Annotated in this window: 20 protein-coding genes; 14 read left to right on the top strand and 6 right to left on the bottom strand. The window is 65.2% G+C overall.

The window, feature by feature from the left end:
* Positions 1-44: 44 nt before the first annotated feature.
* Both ACE103_RS27900 and ACE103_RS27895 read left to right on the top strand, forming a co-directional pair.
* Complete coding sequence (locus tag ACE103_RS27900; protein WP_375775664.1) at positions 45-1,259, top strand: glycosyltransferase family 4 protein; 1,215 nt, start codon at positions 45-47, stop codon at positions 1,257-1,259.
* Complete coding sequence (locus ACE103_RS27895) at positions 1,256-2,197, top strand: NAD-dependent epimerase/dehydratase family protein (protein ID WP_223969274.1); 942 nt, start codon at positions 1,256-1,258, stop codon at positions 2,195-2,197. The genes ACE103_RS27900 and ACE103_RS27895 overlap by 4 nt, the downstream gene beginning before the upstream one ends.
* A 51-nt stretch (positions 2,198-2,248) precedes the next feature.
* Here ACE103_RS27895 and ACE103_RS27890 read toward each other — a convergent pair whose 3' ends face one another.
* Together ACE103_RS27890 and ACE103_RS27885 are read right to left on the bottom strand one after the other, a co-directional pair.
* The gene (locus ACE103_RS27890) at positions 2,249-3,259 is read right to left on the bottom strand and encodes a glycosyl transferase (RefSeq protein WP_375775663.1); all 1,011 of its coding nucleotides are present in this window, start codon (positions 3,257-3,259) and stop codon (positions 2,249-2,251) included.
* 8 nt (positions 3,260-3,267) lie between these two features.
* The gene (locus ACE103_RS27885; RefSeq protein ID WP_223969277.1) at positions 3,268-4,233 is read right to left on the bottom strand and encodes a lysylphosphatidylglycerol synthase transmembrane domain-containing protein; all 966 of its coding nucleotides are present in this window, start codon (positions 4,231-4,233) and stop codon (positions 3,268-3,270) included.
* A 351-nt stretch (positions 4,234-4,584) separates the two neighbouring features.
* On the opposite strand from ACE103_RS27885, the gene ACE103_RS27880 reads away from it, so the two are divergent.
* The 6 genes from ACE103_RS27880 to ACE103_RS27855 all read left to right on the top strand — a co-directional run bounded on the left by ACE103_RS27880 (position 4,585) and on the right by ACE103_RS27855 (position 13,083).
* On the top strand, positions 4,585-5,997 hold the full coding sequence (locus tag ACE103_RS27880; protein ID WP_375775662.1) for a mannose-1-phosphate guanylyltransferase/mannose-6-phosphate isomerase: 1,413 nt from the start codon (positions 4,585-4,587) through the stop codon (positions 5,995-5,997).
* Between the two features lie 249 nt (positions 5,998-6,246).
* Positions 6,247-7,263 carry a Gfo/Idh/MocA family oxidoreductase gene (locus tag ACE103_RS27875; protein WP_375775661.1) on the top strand — a complete coding sequence of 339 codons (1,017 nt, stop codon included), beginning with the start codon at positions 6,247-6,249 and terminating at the stop codon, positions 7,261-7,263.
* A gap of 50 nt (positions 7,264-7,313) precedes the next feature.
* Positions 7,314-8,465 carry a DegT/DnrJ/EryC1/StrS family aminotransferase gene (locus ACE103_RS27870; protein ID WP_375775660.1) on the top strand — a complete coding sequence of 384 codons (1,152 nt, stop codon included), beginning with the start codon at positions 7,314-7,316 and terminating at the stop codon, positions 8,463-8,465.
* Positions 8,466-8,566: 101 nt separating this feature from the next.
* A complete protein-coding gene (gene murJ, locus ACE103_RS27865) occupies positions 8,567-10,096 on the top strand; it encodes a murein biosynthesis integral membrane protein MurJ (RefSeq protein ID WP_375775659.1) in 1,530 nt (509 codons plus the stop codon).
* Between the two features lie 128 nt (positions 10,097-10,224).
* Positions 10,225-12,534 (top strand): xanthine dehydrogenase family protein molybdopterin-binding subunit, encoded by a 2,310-nt coding sequence (locus ACE103_RS27860; RefSeq protein WP_375775658.1) that lies wholly within the window; start codon positions 10,225-10,227, stop codon positions 12,532-12,534.
* Between the two features lie 102 nt (positions 12,535-12,636).
* On the top strand, positions 12,637-13,083 hold the full coding sequence (locus tag ACE103_RS27855) for a c-type cytochrome (protein WP_375775657.1): 447 nt from the start codon (positions 12,637-12,639) through the stop codon (positions 13,081-13,083).
* Positions 13,084-13,163: 80 nt separating this feature from the next.
* Here ACE103_RS27855 and ACE103_RS27850 read toward each other — a convergent pair whose 3' ends face one another.
* Complete coding sequence (locus tag ACE103_RS27850; RefSeq protein WP_223970130.1) at positions 13,164-13,586, bottom strand: CHRD domain-containing protein; 423 nt, start codon at positions 13,584-13,586, stop codon at positions 13,164-13,166.
* 166 nt (positions 13,587-13,752) lie between these two features.
* Here ACE103_RS27850 and ACE103_RS27845 point away from each other — a divergent pair, with 166 nt between their 5' ends.
* The gene (locus tag ACE103_RS27845; RefSeq protein ID WP_375775656.1) at positions 13,753-14,691 is read left to right on the top strand and encodes a c-type cytochrome; all 939 of its coding nucleotides are present in this window, start codon (positions 13,753-13,755) and stop codon (positions 14,689-14,691) included.
* A 24-nt stretch (positions 14,692-14,715) separates the two neighbouring features.
* On the opposite strand, the gene ACE103_RS27840 is transcribed toward ACE103_RS27845, so the two are convergent.
* Together ACE103_RS27840 and ACE103_RS27835 are read right to left on the bottom strand one after the other, a co-directional pair.
* On the bottom strand, positions 14,716-15,069 hold the full coding sequence (locus ACE103_RS27840; RefSeq protein ID WP_375775655.1) for a DoxX family membrane protein: 354 nt from the start codon (positions 15,067-15,069) through the stop codon (positions 14,716-14,718).
* A gap of 20 nt (positions 15,070-15,089) precedes the next feature.
* Positions 15,090-15,764: a hypothetical protein gene (locus ACE103_RS27835; protein WP_375775654.1), complete on the bottom strand. Its 675-nt coding sequence runs from the start codon at positions 15,762-15,764 to the stop codon at positions 15,090-15,092.
* 227 nt (positions 15,765-15,991) lie between these two features.
* On the opposite strand from ACE103_RS27835, the gene ACE103_RS27830 reads away from it, so the two are divergent.
* Positions 15,992-16,495 carry a TetR/AcrR family transcriptional regulator gene (locus ACE103_RS27830; RefSeq protein ID WP_249788346.1) on the top strand — a complete coding sequence of 168 codons (504 nt, stop codon included), beginning with the start codon at positions 15,992-15,994 and terminating at the stop codon, positions 16,493-16,495.
* Between the two features lie 43 nt (positions 16,496-16,538).
* On the opposite strand, the gene ACE103_RS27825 is transcribed toward ACE103_RS27830, so the two are convergent.
* Entirely contained in the window at positions 16,539-16,784 is a 246-nt protein-coding gene (locus tag ACE103_RS27825) for an Lrp/AsnC ligand binding domain-containing protein (RefSeq protein ID WP_044539700.1), read from the bottom strand.
* Positions 16,785-16,977: 193 nt separating this feature from the next.
* Here ACE103_RS27825 and thiD point away from each other — a divergent pair, with 193 nt between their 5' ends.
* From thiD to ACE103_RS27805, 4 genes are all read left to right on the top strand, one after another.
* Entirely contained in the window at positions 16,978-17,775 is a 798-nt protein-coding gene (gene thiD, locus ACE103_RS27820; RefSeq protein WP_375775653.1) for a bifunctional hydroxymethylpyrimidine kinase/phosphomethylpyrimidine kinase, read from the top strand.
* A gap of 314 nt (positions 17,776-18,089) precedes the next feature.
* Positions 18,090-18,902, top strand: coding sequence for a UDP-2,3-diacylglucosamine diphosphatase (locus ACE103_RS27815; RefSeq protein ID WP_375775652.1), 813 nt, complete (start codon positions 18,090-18,092; stop codon positions 18,900-18,902).
* Positions 18,899-19,990 carry a glycosyltransferase family 4 protein gene (locus ACE103_RS27810; protein ID WP_375775651.1) on the top strand — a complete coding sequence of 364 codons (1,092 nt, stop codon included), beginning with the start codon at positions 18,899-18,901 and terminating at the stop codon, positions 19,988-19,990. The genes ACE103_RS27815 and ACE103_RS27810 overlap by 4 nt, the downstream gene beginning before the upstream one ends.
* A 56-nt stretch (positions 19,991-20,046) precedes the next feature.
* Positions 20,047-21,036 carry a threonine/serine dehydratase gene (locus ACE103_RS27805; protein ID WP_375775650.1) on the top strand — a complete coding sequence of 330 codons (990 nt, stop codon included), beginning with the start codon at positions 20,047-20,049 and terminating at the stop codon, positions 21,034-21,036.
* Positions 21,037-21,057 lie beyond the last annotated feature (21 nt).

Here is a 21,057-nt window from a genome sequence, read left to right as displayed (position 1 = left end):
GCCGTCCTGCGGGCGATCAGGCAGGACCGTTTCGAAAGCTATTGATGCCCAGCTCCCGAAAAGTCGTGGTCGCCAGCCAGCATTATCCGCCGGACCACAGCACGACCGCCGCGATCATGGCCGCGATCGCAGAACGGATCGCGCAGGAGGCGGACGTGGTGGTGGTCTCCGGGATGCCGGGCTCGGCGCGGGCGCCGGCGCCGGGGCGGCCCGTCGTCGTCGAGATCAGGAACTGGCTGCCGGGCAAGGCGGCACTGCTCAAGCGCGCGCTGGCCGAGGCACTGTTCACGGTGCGGATGTTCTTTGCGTTGTTGTCGCGGCTGCAGCGCGGCGACGTGGCGCTGACGGTGACGGCACCCTTCGCGCTTCCCTATGCAGTTGCCGCCGCGGCGAGGTTGAAGGGGGCCAAGTCGGCGTTGATCCTGCACGACCTGTTTCCGGATGTTCTCGTGATGGCCGGGCTGCTGCGGCCGTCATCGCTGGTTGCGCGGGCGATGCGCGCGATCAACGCGCTGATGTTCCGTGCCTTGAACACCGTCATCGTGATCGGCCGCGACGCCGAGAAGCTGCTGCTGCGCTATCGCGGAATGACACCGGACAAGATCAGGTTCATCCCGAACTGGGCCACGCTCGCCCCCGGCGATCGTCCCGTCAGCCCCGACAATCCGTTTCGCAAGGCGATCGCTGCCCGCTTCGTCGTCGGCCTGTCCGGCAATCTGGGCTTCACCCACGATCCGGACATCGTCTTCGGGGCTGCGCGGCTGTTGCGCGACGAGCGCGATATCCATTTCCTGCTGTCGGGATGGGGCATGGGCTTTGCGCGATTGAAGGAGATGCAGGCCGAGGCGCAGCTCGCCAACGTCACGCTGGTCGAGCGCGTCGCGGATGGCGAGCTCGATGCGATGCTCTCCAGTGCCGACGTCTGGCTCATTCCCTATCGCAAGGACGTTGCCGGCGTATCGGTCCCGAGCCGGTTCTATAATCTGCTTGCAGCCGGCCGGCCCGTGATCCTGGTCTCCGAGCCCGAAGCCGAGGCCGCGCTGACCGTCAGCGAGAACCGGCTGGGCTGGGTCGTCACGCCGGGACGGCCCGACCAACTCGCCGATGCGATCAGGATGGCGGCGCAATCGCAGGACGCCGCGATGGCCGAGCGCGCCGTCGCGACCGCGCGGACCTTCAGTCCCGAGCGGGCGCTGTCGAGCTACGCCGCGCTGGTGGCGGAGCTGTTATCCAATCAAGATGTGGAGCGGACAGCATGAATGATCACCGGCCGACGGTTCTTGTGACGGGTGCGAGCGGCTTTGTCGGTCGCCACGTCGTGCCTGAGCTGGAGCAGAACGGCTGGTTGGTGCGGCGCGCGGTGCGTACCCCGCTGCAAGACGCAAACGACGTGGCGATCGGCTCGCTCAGTCCGGCCACCGATTGGCGCGCCGCGCTCGACGGGGTGGACGCCGTCGTTCATCTCGCGGCTCGCGTTCACCAGCAGTCCGACGAACAAGCGATCGAGCTCTACCGCAACGTCAATATCGAAGGCACGCTGCATCTGGCGCGTTCGGCGGTTGCGGCGGGCGTTCGGGATTTCATTTTTGTCAGCACGATCCTGGTGCATGGGCGCAGCAATTACGGCCGCCCGCCGTTTCGCGAGGACGATGTCCTGACACCGCGCGGCCTCTACGGAAACTCGAAGGCGGCCGCCGAAGTTGGTCTGAAGGGGATTGTGCCGGGCAGCGGCATGAGGGTGACCGTGATCAGGCCGCCGCTGATCTACGGCGCCGGCGCGAAGGGAAATTTCGCCCTGCTCAAGCGTGCGGTGATCAATCGCATGCCGCTTCCGCTCGCCTTTGTGAAGAACCGCCGCGCGTTCCTGTCCGCGGAAAACCTCGCGTCGTTCATCCTGTATCGGTTGTCGCGACCGGGAAATGATTTCGACGTGTTTCTGGTGGCCGACCGCGAGCAGGTCTCGACGCGGGAGTTCGTCGAGCGCCTTGCCCGCGCGGCAGAAACCTCGCCGCGTCTGTTCTGGCTGCCGTCGCCGCTCCTGAAGGTGTCGCTCACGGTGGGTGGCCGCAAGGAAGCCTACGACAGCCTGTTCGCCTCGCTTGAACTCGATCTGTCCAAGGTCGCGGGCACCGGATGGCAGCAGCCGATCAGCCTCGATGAGGGGCTGCGGCGCGCGCTGCGCCGAACGGATATCTAGATCTTATTTTGACGCGTTTTCTTCACGCGGCTGGAAAACGCTCTGGCCCGATCAGAGCGGCCGCGCGAACCGGCGCAGTTGCCAGGCGACGGCGAGCGCGCCGGCCAGCAGCAGGACGATGTCTGCTGCGAGGGAATTGAGGGCGACCGAGGCGAATGCGAGCAGCGCCAGCACCACGTTGAGCGCAAAGACCTCGCCGACGACGCGCCACACCACAAATCCGTGGTCGGTCGCGCGCTGATAGAAGTGCGAGCGGTGCGCGGACCAGAACGGCTCGCGCCGCGCGATGCGGCGAAACAGCGTGACCGTCGCGTCGGTCAAATAATATAGCGGCAGCAGCAGCGCGGCGGCGAATTGCTGATGCAGGGCAAGCTCAAGCAGGCACCAGCCCAGCAGCAAGCCGATCGGCAGGCTGCCGACATCGCCAAGGAATATCTTTGCCACCGGCCGGTTGAAGGGCGCGAAGCCGAGCAACGCGCCGCACAGCGCTGCCGCGACCAGCGCGCAAGCAGCGGGCACATGGCCGGAGCTGCCGAGCAGGGCGACGGCCACGGTGATCGGCACGGCCTCGGCCGCCGTCATCAGGTCGAGCCCGTCCATGAAGTTGACGAGGTTCACGAACCAGAGGCCGGCGACCAGCAGCAGGCCGCGTTCGAGCCAGACCGGGCAGGCCGCAACGAGCCTGAGATCGGCCGGCGCCGAAAACACCACGGCTGCGACGGCGGCGGCCTGCAGCAACAGCCGCGGGACGACGGGCAGCGAGCGGATGTCGTCGGCAAAGCCCACCACCGCGATGAACAGGCAGGCCGCGAACACAGTGAAAGGTATCGTGAGGTCCGGCGATCCGGCCAGCACGATGACTATCCCGCCCGCCAGCAGCGTGGCTGCGATGACCGCGATGCCGGCGCCCTGCGGCGTTGGAATACGGTGCGACGAGCGCGCGTTGGGCTTCGCCAGTGCCACGCGCAGCAGCAGGGGCCGCGTCGCCTGGATCAGGACGGCCGAGAGCGATGCGGCCAGCACCGCCGCGATCAATGACAGGAGGGTCTCGAAACTGCTCATTGGTCCGGTCACTGAGATCCCGGGACTTCGATCGGCTCGGCGCCCTTGGCGGCCTTTTCCGGGCTCAGGATCCACACCAGGCCGCCGAACACACCGACCACGAACGACACTGCGCCGAACAGCAGCGAGATGTTGACGCCTTCATTCGCGATCAGGCCGGCATAGCCGAAGGCGAGCGCCATCGTGGCCTCGCGCACGCCCCAGCCCGCGATCGAGATCGGCATCATCGTGATCAGCATCACCGGGGGCAACAATTGGAAGATCTCGCCGAAGGTGACTGGGGCCGCGATCGACTTTACCACGCACCAGCCGATCACGACGGTCACCACGTGAATGGCGATCGAAAGGGTCGCGACCCGCAATCCGTGCTGGCGGCTGAACAACACCCGGTTCGCGATCACCGCGCAGGCGTGGATGTGGTGCGTGGCCCACCACTGCTTCAGCCAGGGCCACGGCAACAGGCCGATCACGAGGAAACCAAATCCGGCCGCGAGCGCGGCGAGGTCGAGCAGCAGCAACGCCATCCAGCCGTTTGTATCGGCGATCAGCCGATAGCTCCAGGGCAGGGTGGCCGCGATGACGACGGCCAGGGCGATCAGTCCGACTGCGCGATCGACGAAGATCGAATAGGTGGCGGCGCGCCAGCCCGCACCGGCGCGCGCGACAAGCCAAAGCCGCACGGCGTCGCCGCCGATCGAGGACGGCAGTGTCTGGTTGAAGAAGGTACCGATCACGTTGAAGCGCATCGCCTGCGCGGTTTCCAGCGGTGCGCCGCACTCCACGCTGATCTCGCGCCAGCGCAACACCCCGAGGAAGATCTGCAGGAACGTGACCGCGATCGCGAGGCCGAGCCAGCCCAGGCTCTCGACCTGGATGCGGGAGGCGAGGTCATACAGGTTGACCTTGCGCAGCGAGAAATACAGCAGCGCAGCCGAGATCAGGATCTTGACGGTCGAAAGCAGGATTCGGCGCATTTCCGTTCGCGCTGCCAGGTTTTCAGAATGTGTCAAAAACAGCGCAAAACGCTTTCGCGCGCCCAAATTCGCCGCCTTGGTATGGTTTCCGCACCGATCTGGCAATACCCGTACTGGTCCCTATTGCGGCAGGTGCGAAGGGGCGGCTAAAGATGCCGGAACGGGGGACGGCCAGCCGTTCACCGGGAGTTTACAAGACCGGTAAGATCCGACCAGACGCGTGGGGGCGCGTGACTGCCCGGATCGTGCCTCCCAGGTAACAGGGCTGCCGGCCACGGCAGCCCGGGCCAATTTGGTGTGCCGCCTGCGGATGGATACGACTGGACTGGCACGACAGGACTTGAGGCATCGATGGACCAGCGAATTATTCCCCTGATCATGTGTGGCGGCGCGGGGACGCGGCTCTGGCCGGCGTCGCGCGAGGTGCATCCGAAGCAGTTCCTGTCGCTGTTCGGGGCGCGCTCGACCTTCCAGGAGACGCTGCTGCGGGTCTCCGACGCCGGCCTGTTCGAGCGGCCGATCGTGATCACCAATGAGGCCTATCGCTTCATGGTGCTGGAGCAGCTCGCCGAGATCGGCCGCGAGGCCGATGTGCTGCTGGAGCCGATGCGCCGCGACTCCGGGCCCGCGATCGCGGCCGGTGCGGCATTCGCGCAGAGCCGTGACGGCGAGGCGATCGTGCTGGCGCTCGCCGCCGACCATCTGGTGCGGGATACGCCGGCCTTCGTCGCCGCGTGCCGCGGCGGATTGGTGGCTGCCGAAGCCGGCCGTATCGTGACCTTCGGCGTCAAGCCGGAACGCCCCGCCACCGAATACGGCTACATCAGCCCGGGTGAGGTGGTCGCCGGCGAGGTGCGCGCGGTGGCAAAATTCGTCGAGAAGCCGGATGCCGCGACGGCGGCAGGCTATATCGATGCGGGCTATCTCTGGAACAGCGGCAACTTCATGTTCCGCGCAAGCGTGCTGCTCGACGAGTATCGCAATGTCGATGCCGACAGCATCGCGTCGGTCGAGCAGTCGGTCACTGCCGCGACGCGCGATCTCGGCTTCGTCAAGCTCGATGCGTCGGCGTTCGGCGCGGCGAAGGCGATCTCGATCGATTACGCCGTGATGGAGAAGACCGCGCATGCCGCGGTGGTGCCGGTGGCGTGCGGCTGGTCCGACATCGGCTCATGGCGCCAGGTCTGGGAGCTCTCCGACAAGGACAATCTGGGTAACGCGGCGCGCGGCGCGGCGGTGTTCGAGGACTCCCGCAATTGCAATGTCTCGACCGACCGGGCCCTGGTCGCGCTCGAAGGCGTCGACGATCTCGTCGTGGTGGCGACCCAGGACGCCGTGCTGGTGTCACGCCAGAAGGACGCCAATGGGCTGAAGCGGCTGGTCGCGAAATTGAAAGTGGCGGCGCCCGGGGTGACCGAGAACCACATCAAGGTGCATCGCCCCTGGGGCTCCTATCAGTCGGTCGACAATGGCGACCGCCACCAGGTCAAGCGCATCATCGTCAAGCCGGGCGGGCGGCTGTCGCTGCAGAAGCACCATCACCGCTCCGAGCACTGGATCGTGGTGCGCGGCACCGCGCAGGTCACCGTCAACGAGCTGGTCAAGACGGTGCATGAGAACGAGTCGATCTACATCCCGATCGGCGCGGTGCACCGGCTGGAGAATCCCGGCAAGATTCAGCTCGAGCTGATCGAGGTGCAGACCGGCAGCTATTTCGGCGAGGACGACATCATCCGCATCGAGGACGACTACCGGCGCAGCTGAGGCGAACCGGTTCCCGCGCCGATCGCCGGGCGCGGGACGATGTAACTCTTTGAATCAAAACGTGTCCGGATTTCGTCCTTGGCATTCGCCACATTTGTGACGCCGTGCTATAGCGGCTGCCAACGAAGCGGGGTGATTTGCGCCAGAGGCGCAGATCGGGACGAGGGGCCTTGGTCTGATTCCCTCGGAGCCGGGATGGCTCCCTGAGGAGCCGGGACAACCGCCAGAACGCTACTTGGGGTCTACGATATGAATGCAAAAGTGTCCGCAGCCGGCGCGAGGGCCGATATCGGCCGCGCATTGCGCGTCGGCGTGATCGGTGCCGGCGTAATGGGCAGCAACCATGCCCGCGTGCTGGCCGGACTGCCCGGCGTCGTGCTGATCGGCATCGTCGACCCGCTGCCGGAGCACCGCACGCGCGCTGTCGACCTGGTCGGTTGCCGCGCCTTCGAGAGCCTCGATCAGCTGCTTGCCGAGGGCGTCGATGCGGTGACGATCGCAGCCCCCACCCACCTGCATCACGAGATCGCGCTCGCCTGCATCGCGCGCAACATCCACATCCTGGTCGAGAAGCCGGTCGCATCCACGGTCGAAGAGGGCCGCGAGATCGTCGCGGCCGCCGAGCGGGCTGGCGTCACGTTGATGGTCGGTCACGTCGAGCGTTTCAATCCTGCGGTCGCCGCGATCAAGCAGGCGATCTCGGGCGAGGATATCCTGTCGATCGGCATCACCCGGGTCGGCCCGTTCCCGCCGCGGATGTCCAATGTCGGCGTCGTCATCGATCTTGCCGTGCACGATATCGATCTGATCCGCTGGTTCACCGAGTCCGACATCGTCGAGGTGCAGCCGCAGCTCTCGAGCGCGGTCGCCGAGCGCGAGGACATCGCGCTGCTGCAGTTCCGCACGGCGTCCGGCGTGCTCGCCCACATCAACACCAATTGGCTGACGCCGTTCAAGGCGCGTAACGTGACGGTCGCAACCCGCGGCAAATACGTGATGGGCGACCTGCTCACCCGTCAGGTCACCGAATGCTTCGGCTTCAAGCCGGACGGCAGCTATTCGATGCGTCATCTGCCGGTCGGTCACGACGAGCCGTTGCGCGCCGAGCTGATCGCCTTCCTCGATGCCGTGCGCAGCGGCAAGGTGCCGGCGGTGTCCGGCGACGAAGGCGTGGCGAGCCTCGAGATCGCGATCCGCTGCCTGGAATCGCCGGCGCGGCCCGCCGCATCGACGATGCGCAAGGGACCGCGCCGCATCGCCGGCTGATTGCCTTCACTGGCTGATTGTCATTCATTCAACACGTGCAAAGAGCTTCCATGAACCAGCATATGCAGCTTGAGCCCATTCCCTTCATCGATATCGCCGCGCAGCGCCGGCGGCTCGGCAAGTCGGTCGATGACGCGGTCGCGCGCGTGCTCGACCATTGCCAGTTCATCAACGGCCCGGAAGTCATCGCGCTGGAGAAGGCGCTGGCGGACTATAGCGGCGCCAAGCACGTGGTGAGCTGCGCCAGCGGCACCGATGCGCTGCTGATGGTTCTGATGGCGAAGAATGTCGGGCCGGGCGATGCGGTGCTGTGCCCGACCTTCACCTTCTGCGCGACCGGCGAGGTCGTGACGCTGACCGGTGCGACGCCGGTGTTCGTCGACGTCAACGAGGAAACCTTCAACATCGACGTCAATTCGCTGAAGCGCGGCATTGCGACGGCGCGGGCACGCGGGCTGAAGCCGGTTGCCGTGATCCCGGTCGATCTGTTCGGCCAGAGCGCCGATCACGACGCGATCGGCGCGGTCGCCGAGGCCGAGGGCCTGTTCGTGCTGGACGATGCCGCGCAGGGCTTTGGCGCAACCTACAAGAACCGCAAGCTCGGAACCTTCGGGCTCGCGACCGGAACCAGCTTCTTCCCGGCCAAGCCGCTCGGCTGTTTCGGCGACGGCGGCGCGATCTTCACCGACGACGAGGAACTGGCGCGCACGCTGCGCAGCATCCGCGTCCATGGCCAGGGCTCGGACAAATACGACAACGTGCGGCTCGGCCTCACGGCGCGGCTCGACACCATGCAGGCGGCGATCCTGCTCGAGAAGCTGAAGATCTTCGATGACGAGATCGCGGCGCGCAACAAGGTGGCGGAACGCTATTCGCGCGCGCTCGGCAATCTGGTCGCGGTGCCGCGCGTGGCTCCCGGCTGTACCTCGGTGTGGGCGCAGTACACCATCCGCCTGACCAACGGCATCGATCGTGACGCCTTCGCGGCCGCCTTGAAGGCGCAGGGCGTGCCGACCATGGTCTATTATCCGAAGTCGGTCCACCAGCAGACCGCCTACAGCCACTATCCGGTCGCCGACGGCGGCCTGCCGGTCAGCGAGCGCCTGTCAAAGGACGTCATCGCCCTGCCGATGCACCCCTATCTCGACGAGGCGTCGCAGGACCGCGTCATCGCGGCTGTGCGCAGCGCGCTACAGGCATGATCCCGAAAAGTGGCTTCCGGTTTTCGGGCTGGATCATGCCTAAATCGTTAGCGTCCTGATACGTCATTTTGACGTAGGATGATGATGCGCTAGAAGCAGCCATGCTTGGGCGCATCTTCACCGTCGGCGGCTATACCCTGCTATCGCGGGTCACCGGGTTCGCGCGCGACATCATGCTCGCGGCGATCCTCGGCGCCGGGCCGGTCGCCGACGCTTTCTTCGTGGCCCTGCGGCTGCCCAATCATTTCCGCGCGATATTTGCCGAGGGCGCGTTCAACGCCGCCTTCGTGCCGGCCTATGCCCATGTCCATGGCGAGCGCGGCGAGGCGTCGGCGCGGCTATTCGCCGACCGCATCTTCACATTGCTGTTCGCCTCGCAGGTGGTCCTGCTGGTCGTCGCGATGGCGTTCATGCCGCTGGCGATGAGCATTCTCGCGCCGGGCTTCACCGAGGACGCATCGCAGCGCAAGCTCGCGATCGAGCTGACGCGGATCACCTTCCCCTATCTGCTGCTGATCACGCTGGTGACGCTCTATGGCGGCATGCTCAACGTGATGCACCGCTTCGCCAGCGCCGCCGCGGCGCCGATCTTCCTCAACCTCGCCATGATGATGACGCTGGCGCTCGCGGCGTTCTTCCCCAGCGCCGGCCACGCCGCGGCCTGGGGCGTCCTGATCTCGGGCTTCCTGCAGTTTGCCCTGCTTGCCGGCGACCTCGGGCGTCACGGTGGCCTGCCGCGATTCGCGCCGCTCAAGCTGGACGAGGATGTCCGCGCCTTCTTCCGTGCGCTGGGGCCGGCGACCTTGGGCTCAATGGGAACGCAGGTCGCGCTGTTCGCCGATACCATCATCGCGACCTTCCTCCCCGCAGGCGCGCTGTCTGCGCTGTATTATGCCGACCGTCTGAATCAGTTGCCGATCGGCGTGATCGGGATCGCGATCGGCACCGTGCTGCTGCCGGAGATGTCGCGGCGCCTGTCCGCCGACGATCACACAGGCGCCATGGCCGCGCAGCGCCGCGCCTTCGATTTCACGCTGCTGTTCTCGGTGCCGTTCGTGGCGGCGTTCCTGACGGTTGCCGATCCGATCATGCGCGCGATGTTTGCCCGCGGCGCGTTCTCGAAGGCCGATGCCGCCAGCGCCGGCGCCACGCTCGCGGCCTATGCGGTCGGGCTGATTCCCTTCGTGATGATTCGCAGCGCGGTTGCGACCTTCTACGCCCGCAAGGATACCGCAACCCCGGTGAAGGCGGCGCTGACCGGGGTCGCGGTCAACGTCGCGCTGAAGATCGCGCTGGTCGGCTCACTGGCGCAGGTCGGGCTCGCGCTCGCGACCGCGGTCGGGGCCTGGGTTAATCTCCTGCTGGTGCTGCTGTTCGCGGTGCGCCGCGGCTATCTCGTGTTCGATCGCGCGCTGATCCGCTCGTTCGGCACTTTTGCGCTGTGCGGCGTGCTGCTCGCGCTTGCGCTGTGGCTGACCTCGCATTTCGCCTATGTGTGGTTCGCGCCGATGCAGATCTTTCGCGATGAGATGATCCTGCTGTTGCTGATCACGGTCGGCGCCTTCGTCTACGCGCTGCTGATCCTCACGCTGTTCGGTCGTGGCTGGTTGTTCGCGCTGCGGCGCGTATAGTTTTACCTGTCAAATCAAATGCATAGGGGCTGGCCGTGGGATAGCGCCGCGTGCGGCGGAAAGCGGTTTGCGCTTCGCTGGCAACCACGCCAATATGCGCGCAAACAACCAAGGCAATTGGAGAGACGATGGCAGCTCCCATCAAGTTCGGCGTCGGACAAAGTGTGCGGCGCAAGGAGGATGACGCTCTGATTCGCGGCAAGGGCCGCTATACCGACGACGTCGCCCCGTCTCCCGCATTGCACGCGCTGATGCTGCGTTCGCCGCATGCGCATGCGACCTACACGATCGATGCCGGCAAGGCCCGCGGCATGCCCGGCGTGGCGCTGATCCTGACCGCGGCCGATGTCGCCGAGCTCGGCGGCCTGCCGTGCCTGTTCAATCTCGAAACCGATCCGTTCACTGCACCGCCTTATCCGATCCTCGCCAAGGATGAAGTGCGCCATGTCGGCGACGCGATCGCCTTTGTGGTCGCCGATACCCTCGATCATGCCCGCGACGCGATCGAGGCGATCGACGTCAAATGGACGCCGCTGCCGGCGGTGGCCGGCCTGGTCAATGCGGTGAAGAAGGGCGCGCCGCAGGTGTGGCCGGACAAGCCCGGCAATCTGCTGTTCGACGTCTCGATCGGCGACAAGGGCGCGGCCGAGGCCGCCTTCGCCAAGGCGCATGCGGTGGCCGAGATCACCATCGTCAATCCACGCGTCATCACCAACTTCATGGAGACCCGCGCCGCGGTCGCCGAATACGACGCCAAGAAGGATCACCTGACGCTGACGATCGGCAGCCAGGGCAGCCACCGCCTGCGCGAGATCCTCTGCGACATGATCCTGAAGATGCCGAAGGAGAACATGCGGGTGATCTGCCCGGATGTCGGCGGCGGCTTCGGCACCAAGCTGTTTCCCTATCGCGAGTATGCGCTGATCTCGGTCGCGGCACGCAAGCTCAAGAAGTCGGTCAAATGGACGGCCGAGCGCTCCGACCATTTCATGGGCGACGCGCAGGGCCGCGACAATCTGACCACTGCGAAGATGGCGCTCGCGGAGGACGGAAAATTCCTCGGCATGGACGTCGACCTGATGGGCGACATGGGCGCCTATCTCTCGACGTTCGCGCCCTACATCCCGCATGGCGGCGCCGGCATGCTGCCGGGTCTCTATGACATCAAGGCCTTCCATTGCCGCGTCCGCACCGTGTTCACCAACACGGTGCCGGTCGATGCCTATCGCGGTGCCGGCCGCCCGGAGGCCGCTTACGTGATCGAGCGGCTTGTCGATGCCGCCGCGCGAAAGCTCGGCATGACGCCGGATGCCATCCGGCGGAAGAACTTCATCCCGCCGAAGTCGCTGCCCTATACGACGGCGACCGGCAAGGTTTACGACTCCGGCGACTTCGTCGCGCATATGAAGCGCGCGATGGAGATCGCCAATTGGAAGGAGTTTCCGAAGCGCGCCAAGGCCGCCAAGAAGGACGGCCTGGTGCGGGGCATCGGCATGGCGAGCTATGTCGAGGTTTGCGGCACCATGGGCGAGGAGACCGCCAATGTGGCGCTCGATCCCAATGGCGACATCTCGATCCTGATCGGTACGCAGTCGAGCGGGCAGGGCCACCAGACCGCTTATGCGCAGATCGTCGCCGAGCAGTTCGGCGTGCCGCCGGAGCGCGTCCATGTGCTGCAGGGCGACACCGACAAGATCGCGACCGGCCTCGGCACCGGCGGCTCGGCCTCGATCCCGTCCGGCGGCGTCAGCGTGCAGCGGGCGACGCACGAGCTCGGCAACAAGCTGAAGGAGCTTGCGGCGCAGGCGCTGGAAGCCGGCGCCGGCGACCTCGAAATCGCCGACGGCCGCATCCGCATCGCCGGCACCGACCGTTCGGTCAGCTTTGCCGATCTCGCCAAGCGTCCCGGCGGCGATACGTCGAAGATGAATTCGAGCGCGACCTTCGCCAGCGCCGACGGCACCTATCCGAACGGCACGCACCTCGCCGAGGTCGAGATCGATCCCGCCACCGGCATCATCAAGATCGTCAACTACGTCATCGTCGACGATTTTGGCGTGACGCTCAATCCGCTGATGCTCGCGGGCCAGGTGCATGGCGGTGCGATGCAGGGCATCGGGCAGGCGCTGATGGAGCAGGCGGTCTACAGCCCGACCGACGGTCAGCTCGTCACCGGCACCTTCATGGACTACGCGATGCCGCGCGCCGCCGACGGGCCGTCCTTCGTGTTCGAGACCAATAACGTGCCGTGCACGACCAACCCGCTCGGCGTGAAGGGCGCAGGCGAGGCCGGCGCGATCGGCTCGTGTCCGGCGGTCGTCAACGCGATCGTCGAGGGGCTGCATCGCGAGTTCGGGATCGACCACATCGACATGCCGGCTACGCCGGAGCGGGTCTGGATCGCGATCCGCGAGGCCCAGCGCCGCCATAATCTCTGATGAATTGTCGCAGGCGGAATGAAGATTCCGCCTGCGGTGTTTGCAAACCAGGCCGGCCGCGTCCTGCGGACCGGGACAGAGCAGGATTGAGGGGTTTTTCCGATGAAGCGGATTGTCGTCGTTGCAGCGGTGCTTGCGTTGAGTGCGGGGGCGGTGGTGGCCGACCAGGAGCAGGTCAAGGTGACCCAGGCCCAGATGAAGGAAACCGGCAAGAACGCCGGTGCGCTCGGCGCCATCATCAAGGGCGAGAAGCCCTACGACCAGGCAACGGTCGACGCCGCGCTGGCGAAGTTCGAGGACACCGCCAAGAAGCTGCCGACGCTCTTCCCTGATAGCAGCAAGGGCCTCAAGACGGATGGCGATTACTCCGCCGGGCCGAAGATCTGGGAAGACAAGGCCGGTTTCGAGCAGCACATCGCGAGCTTTGCCAAATCGGTCACCGACGCCAAGGGCAAGATCAAGGATGTCGACACGCTGAAGGCCGAGCTCACCGTGATCGGCAAGCAGTGCGGCGGCTGCCACGAGACCTATCGCCTGAAGAAGGGCTGATCGCCATTCGGTCAACGAGAAGGGCGGACGCTGTGAAGCATCCGCCCTTTTTTTTCCGGCCGTTTCTTGCTGGTGTGCCTCTACTTGGTGACCTGGCCGCGGATTTCGCCGCCTGGGTTGGCCGCGGTGTGGACGTTGACGTAGTACTTGCCGGCGAGGAGATCGGCGGCCTGCGCGTCGGTCAACGTCGCGCTGCCCTCGGCCGGGCTCGACGTCGCGTTCGGGATGGCAACCGCGACACCGGAATTCTTGCCGGCCTCGGCGGGGCCGTGGAAATGCGCGGCGGTCGCAGGGCCCGACAGGCCGGAATAGGTCAGCTTCCAGCTCAGCTTCTTGGAGGCCGCGTCGTAGTCGATGTCGGCGGTACCGGTGCCGGCGCTGGCGTTGGCAGGCACTTCGGACTTGCCGTCCAGCTTCGCCGTCAGCTTCTCGGCGAAGGCCGGACCGGCGAGGGCGATTGCGGCGCCCAATGTCAGCGTGGCAAGCAAGGTCTTGTTTGGCATGGTTCTCTCCCCTTTGACGTCACACGATGGTTGCAAATCTTCAAACCGCAGCTCTCCGGATTTATTCCCAAAATGATCGTGAGTGCGGCAAATTTGATGCGAGCTTGTGCGAACGGTTGCCATCATACTGGTTGATGAACTGACGCGACCAATGACGGATCGGTGAATGTTGCGACGAATTCTCCTCCTGGCCGGTTTGGCCGGCTTGATCGGCTTCGGTGTGTTCTGGTGGCTGACGATCCCCGCGACCGTCGCCGCGAGCGCGCTGCCTGCCTACCAGCCCAATCTGGCTAACGGGCTCACAACGTTCAATGCGGGAGGATGTTCCTCCTGCCACGCGGTGCCGAAGCAGGACGACCGCACCAGGCTCGGCGGCGGCCTCGCGATACCGTCGCCGTTCGGGACCTTCTATGCGCCGAACATCTCGCCCGACCCGAACGACGGCATCGGCCGCTGGAGCGAGGCGGATTTCGTCACCGCGGTCATGAAAGGCACCTCGCCGGCGGGGACGCACTATTTTCCGGCGTTTCCCTACACGTCCTATCAGCACGCCAGGGTCAACGACGTGCGCGACCTGTTCGCCTATCTGAAGACCCTGCCGCCGGTCGCTGGCAAGGTGCGCGACCACGACGTGCCGTTTCCCTTCAACATCAGGCGCAATGTCGGGGTCTGGAAATTCCTGTTCATGGACGGCAAGCCGTTCGTCGCCGATGCGAGCCGCTCGGCGCATTGGTATCGCGGCGCCTATCTCGTCAACAGCTTCGGCCATTGCGCCGAGTGTCACAGCCCGCGCAATTTGCTCGGCGGCATCATCACTTCGCAGCGCTTCGCCGGGGGCCCTAATCCGGAAGGCGAAGGCTGGGTGCCCAACATCACGCCGCGGGGGCTCTCGGACTGGAGCGCGAAGGACGTCGCCTATTTCCTCGAGAGCGGACAGACGCCGGACGGCGATAGCGCCGGCGGATCGATGGTGCGCGTGATCCGCAACACCTCGCAGCTCTCAACAAGCGATCGCGACGCAATCGCCGAATACATCAAGTCGCTGCCGCCGGTCGACGGGCCGCCGAAGCCGACGCGCAAGACGGACAAGACTGATCCTTCCTGATGGCGCCTGGTGATACTTGGCCTGCTATCCGCGCCAAGCACTGGCGGCAATGACCATCAAGCCGCCGGCAATCGCGAGGTCCTTGAAGAATAGCGTTCGTTCCACCTTGTTGGCGAGGTCGAGATGAAACCCGAACGCGGTCGCGAGGCAAAACAGCGCCAGCGCGCCGGCGGCGAATGACGACTGCCAGCCGATCAGCAACGCCAGGCCCGCACCAAGCTCGAGTGCGATGACCAGCGGCAGCAGCATGCCGGGAATATCGTGTGCCGCCATGTGGTCGAGGAACGGCTTCGGGCCGGCGATCTTGGCCCCGCCGGCAAGGATGAACAGCAATGCAAGCAGGCTTCGTCCGGCAATCGTGACCATCGTGATCGGCATCGGGGGATCCTCCGGGCTTGTTATTGGTTGTTTTGACCGTGGCTTCTGGCCTGTGAAGCGAACAGGACGGCGGACAGGATGAAGGCAAAGACGAAGAAGATCGTCCGTCCCAGGACCAGCGCCTTCGCCTGCTCCACCGGCGTGACCGAGATCAGCACCCCGAACGGGATGTAGCACCACAGCACAACGGCGATGGTCCTGCCGAGCCTGCCGAACTGCAGGAAGCCGAACGAGAACAGCAAGACTGCGAGATAGCTGGCGTGAAACTTGACCTGGGAAGCGATCATCTGCAGCTCCCCATCGGCCGGCGACAGCGGCAATCCGTTCTGGATCGCATGCACCATGGTCATGATGTGGTGGTTCTCGACGCAATCGAGGATCACCGTGAGCATCATGGAGGCGAGCGCGATGCCCAGCAGATACGGGTCCATGATGGTGCGCAGCCGGGCGGCCAGCACGGTGAAAAACGCGCCGTAGAAGATCATGAAGAGATTATCGAGCCCGAGATTGAGCCGCAGGCCGAACGGCACCAGGGGGGTCCCCAGATATGCGCCATAGGCTTCGACGGAGCGGGCGGTCTGGAAGAAATCCTGCGAACCCTTGGTGGTGAGGATACCGATCACCATGGCTGCGACGGTCGACGCCGCGAGCGTCGCCAGAATCGCGAGCGTGCGGTCCAATCGGCTGATCTGCATGATATAGCTACTCCGTGTGCGTTAAGCCGACTCGTCGAGTTACAAATATCAGCTGCTATCTGAAAGTAGATATCAGATGATATCTGAAAATCAATTGGTATTTGCAAGTTCGGGAGCCCTATCCGTTGCCCAGGCTAAATCGCGAGGAAAGTCAGGCCCGTACCAAGAGTCTCCTGATCGAGGCGGCGCGCGAGGAGATCATCAAGAAGGGGTTTGCGCAGGCCTCCGTGCGCGACATCGCCGACGCCGCCGGATTTTCGCAGGGCGCGTTCTATTCGAATTTTCCCGACAAGGAGGCGATCCTCCTGGAGCTGGTGCAACAGCACCAATCCGAGGAGCGTGCAAAAATCGAAAGCGTATTGGGGCAGACGCCGGGCGAGCCTGCCAAGGTGATGGCGGGCCTCGAAAAATGGGCCGCCACCGCCAATTCGGACCCGGGGTTTGCCGTGCTGGCGATCGAGTTGCAATTGCAGGCGCTGCGCAGCCCGACTTTCGCGCAAGGCTATAACGAACTCAACCGTAAGCACCGCCGCGCGCTCGGCGTGCTGGTGACGCGCCTGTTCGAGGTGCTTGGCAAGCAGGCGCCCGCCGATCCCGTGGAGATCGCTACCGGCTTCATCGCATTGGGCCGCGGCATGGCGCTGTTGTCGAGGGGCGGCGAAGTCAGTCGCAGCGGCCGGATCGTCGTCACGTTCCTGAAGGCGCTGATCGACTCGGCGCCGGCCGCCTAGCGGCGCGCGCCTCGCCAATCGGGCGTGTGTGAAGATCGATGCGCTACTTCGCGCCGAACGCCTTGAAGGTGATGATGGTGAGGGTGTCCTGGATGCCCGGGAGCACCTGAACCTTCTCGTTGATGAAATGGCCGATGTCGGTGTCGTGGTCGACGTAGAACTTGACCAGCAGATCGTAATTGCCCGCGGTGGAATAGATCTCGGACGCAATCTCGGCTTCCGCCAGCGCGTTGGCGACGGTGTAGGACTGGCCGAGCTTGCATTTGATCTGGACGAAGAAAGGAACCATCAAAGTCGTCTCCGGGGATTTCGGCGACTATAGGCCCAAAACGGGCGGTCAAGGCAAGGGGGCAAGGCAACGGGGCAACAAGGCCAACTCGCGGTAAAGTCAGGCGAACTTGCTGCCGATGGGCGGCCGGGCTAGGACAGGCCATGATCCTGTTCGCAACGGTCTCATTCGTCTCAACTGCCGGTGCCGCACAATGACGCCGGTTGCGCTCACCATTGCCGGCTCGGATTCTTCGGGCGGGGCGGGCATCCAGGCCGACCTCAAGAGCTTTGCCGCGCTCGGGGTCTATGGGGCCTCGGCGATCACGGCGCTGACGGCGCAGAACACCACCGGCGTCAGCGGCATCCATCCGGTGCCCGCTTCGTTTGTCACGGCGCAGATCGATGTGGTGTTCTCCGACCTCGACGTCGGCGCGGTCAAGATCGGCATGGTGGCGCAGGCCGAGACCATCGTGGCGATTGCCGACGGGCTGAAACGCTGGGCGCCGCGCCATGTCGTGCTCGATCCCGTGATGGTCGCAACCTCGGGCGATCGGCTGCTCGCCGCCGAGGCGATCGATGCGCTGAAGACCACGCTGTTTCCACTGTCGTCGCTGATCACGCCGAACCTGCCGGAAACGGCGGCGCTGCTGAACGAGCCGGTCGCCTCAAACGAGGCCGACGTCGAGCGACAGGGCAAGCAATTGCTGGCGATGGGATGTCGCGCGGTGTTGGTCAAGGGCGGCCACGGGCACGGTGCCGAGAGCATCGACTATCTGATCGATGGCGAGCGCAGCATCGCGCTCGCAGCGCCACGCATTGCGACCGCCAACACGCACGGCACCGGTTGTTCGCTGTCATCGGCGATCGCAGCCGGACTCGCGAAGGGCGAAGGCATGGAGACCGCCGTGCGCAATGCCAAGGCGTGGATCACTGATGCGATCGCCGCCGCCGATCGCTTCGCCGTCGGACATGGCCACGGGCCGGTGCATCACTTCCACAAATATTATTGAAGCGCGGCCGCTGCGTAGCCCGGATGGAGCGCAGCGGAATCCGGGAACAGACCATCCGCGGATGCAAGACCCCGGATTGCACATCGCTTCCTCCGGGCTACGTGTTCATCGCTGCACGCGCTGTTCCGCCGCGATATGGAGGCAACACAACGCCTGTTCCGCACAGCTTCGTCCACCCATGTCGCCAGATTGTCGCACGCCGCTGTTATCCGCAGGGAAGGGGGCGTGCTGCTGATTCTCGTTAACTGTTAGTGAGGCCTTGGGTCGCGGGGATCGTCATCGCCTTGTCACAGGAATCTGTTAGGTGCACAGGCATGGGAAGTGACTCCTTGAGTGAAGAAAGCCCCGAGCGGCGCTTTCGCACTTTGTTTATCTCCGATGTCCATCTCGGAGCCCGCGGTTCGCAAGCCGACCGCCTGCTGGACTTCCTCCGCTCCCACGATGCTGACACGATCTACCTCGTTGGTGATATCGTCGACGGCTGGGCGCTGAAGTCGAACTGGCATTGGCCGCAGACCCACAATGATTTCGTGCAGAAGATGCTGCGCAAGGCGCGCAAGGGTGCCAAGGTGATTTACGTCCCGGGCAACCACGACGAGTTCCTGCGCAAATATTACGGCACTCATTTCGGCGGCATCGACGTGGTGGAGAACACCGTTCACACCGGCGCCGACGGCAAGCGCTACCTCGTGATCCACGGCGACATCTTCGATCTCGTGGTGCAGAACGCGCGCTGGCTCGCCCATCTCGGCGACAAGGCCTACGACTTCGCGATCCAGATGAACCGCTTCGTCAACTTCTTCCGCAAGATGTTCGGCGTGCCGTACTGGTCGCTGTCGCAATGGGCCAAGCTGAAGGTCAAGAAGGCGGTGAACTATATCGGCGCATTCGAGGCGACGCTTGCAGGCGAAGCGCGGCGTCACGGCTGCGACGGCGTGATCTGCGGCCACATCCATTATGCGACGATTCATGACGAGCAGGGCATCCGCTACATGAATTGCGGCGACTGGGTCGAGAGCTGCACGGCGCTCGCCGAGCATGAGGACGGCCATTTCGAGATCATCACCTGGACCGACCCGGTGCGCCGGATCGCGCCAGTTCCGCGAGTGACGGCACGCGCTGCATGACGCATATCCTGGTCGCGACCGATGCGTGGCATCCCCAGGTCAACGGGGTTGTCCGCACGCTGACCATGATGGCACAGGCGGCGAAATCGCTCGGCGTCGAGGTGAGCTTCCTGACGCCGGACGAGTTCCGCACCTTCGCGATGCCGAGCTATCGCGACCTCCGGCTTGCGCTGCCGTACCAGGCCAAGGTCGCAAGCCTGATCGAGGCGGCCAAGCCCGACAGCATCCATATTGCGACCGAAGGCCCGATCGGGCTGTCGGTCCGCCGCTATTGCCGCAAGCACGGCCTGCCGTTCACGACAAGCTTCCACACCCGCTTTCCCGAATACGTCTCGGCACGGACGCCGGTCCCCGAGGCCTGGGTGTGGCGCGCGCTGCGCTGGTTCCACCGGCCGAGCCGGGCGGTGATGGCCGCGACCCCGGCGCTGGCCGCCGAATTGCGCCAGCGCGGCTTCCGCAACGTGGTGCTGTGGTCGCGCGGCGTCGACACCGCACTGTTCCATCCGCGCGATGTCGATCTCTGCTTGCCGCAGCCGGTCTATCTAAGCGTCGGCCGGGTGGCGGTGGAGAAGAACCTCGAGGCGTTCCTCGATCTCGACCTGCCCGGCACCAAAATCGTGGTCGGCGACGGCCCGGCGCGGGCGGCGCTGGAGCGGAAATATCCGGAGACCGTCTTCCTCGGCGCCCGCCATGGGGAAGAATTGGCCGAAATCTATGCCGCGGCCGATGTGTTCGTTTTCCCCAGCCGCACCGATACGTTCGGTTTGGTGCTGCTCGAGGCGCTGGCCAGTGGCCTGCCGGTTGCCGCTTTTCCGGTCACCGGCCCCCGCGACGTGATCGGCGCCGCGCCGGTCGGGGTGCTCGACGAGGATCTGCACCACGCCTGCCTGGAGGCGCTCGGCATCTCGCGGCAGGCTTGCGTCGATTTTGCCGCACTCCACACCTGGCAGGCGTCGGCCCGGGTGTTCATCGACCGCTGCATGAACGTCCGCCCCGTCGCGCCCGACGGCGAGGGCGAGGCGTTCGAATTCGGCGCCGAAGAGCATCATTTCGCGGCATTGCCGGCGCCTCAGCCAAACTCACGCTAAACAAGTCACGCTAAAGCGTCTTGCCGGGCTGCCCGCCGCCGCGATACAAATCGTGGATGACGGACATCACTCTCAATCCACCCGTCGCTGCCGCGGACATCGATGCCGCCGCACGGGTGGTCGCGCCGTTCGCGGTGCGCACGCCGCTCCTGACTTTCCCGGTTCTCAACGAACGCGTCGGCACCCAGGTCTTCCTCAAGCCCGAGATGCTGCAACGGACCGGATCGTTCAAGTTCCGCGGCGCCTTCAACAAGCTCGCCTCGATACCGCAGGACAAGCGGAGCGGGGGCGTCGTCGCGTTCTCCTCGGGCAACCATGCCCAGGGCGTTGCCGCGGCGGCAAAGATCCTCAACATGCAGGCGACCATCGTGATGCCTGCGGACTCCCCGATCACCAAGCGCGAGCGGACCAAGTCCTATGGCGCCGAGGTCGTGCTGTACGATCGCGATCGCGACGACCGGGAGGCGATCGCCAATGGCATCGCCAGCAAGCGCGGCGCGACGTTGGTGCGTCCCTATGACGATCCCTTCGTGATCGCAGGCCAGGGCACTGCCGGCCGCGAGATCGCCGAGGACATGGCCGCGCTCGGGCTCGTGCCCGACATCGTGGTGGCGCCGGCTTCCGGCGGCGGCTTGATCGCGGGTGTTGCCACCGCGGTGAAGGCGAAATATCCGGAGGCCCAGGTGATCGTCGCCGAGCCCGCGGGCTATGACGATCATGCTCTGTCGCTCAAGGTCGGCCATCGCGAGGCGCATGCGGTCGCGCCGCGCACCATCTGCGATGCGCTGATGGCAATGATGCCGGGCGAACTCACCTTCGCCATCAACAGCAAGCTGCTCGCAAACGGCGTCAGCGTCTCTGACGACGAGGTCGGTGCTGCCGTGGCTTTCGCCTATCGCGAGTTGAAGCTCGTGGTCGAGCCCGGCGGGGCGGTCGGCCTCGCGGCGTTGCTGGCGGGACGGATCGACGCCAAGGGCAAGAACGTCGTCATCGTGCTCTCGGGCGGCAATGTCGACGCCGACCTGTTCGCGAAGCTCGTCGCCTGAGAACAGCATCTTGAAGAGAAA

Source organism: Bradyrhizobium sp. ma5, from assembly GCF_042258955.1.
In the GTDB taxonomy this organism is placed as follows: domain Bacteria; phylum Pseudomonadota; class Alphaproteobacteria; order Rhizobiales; family Xanthobacteraceae; genus Bradyrhizobium.
This window is presented reverse-complemented; position numbering and strand designations above follow the sequence as displayed.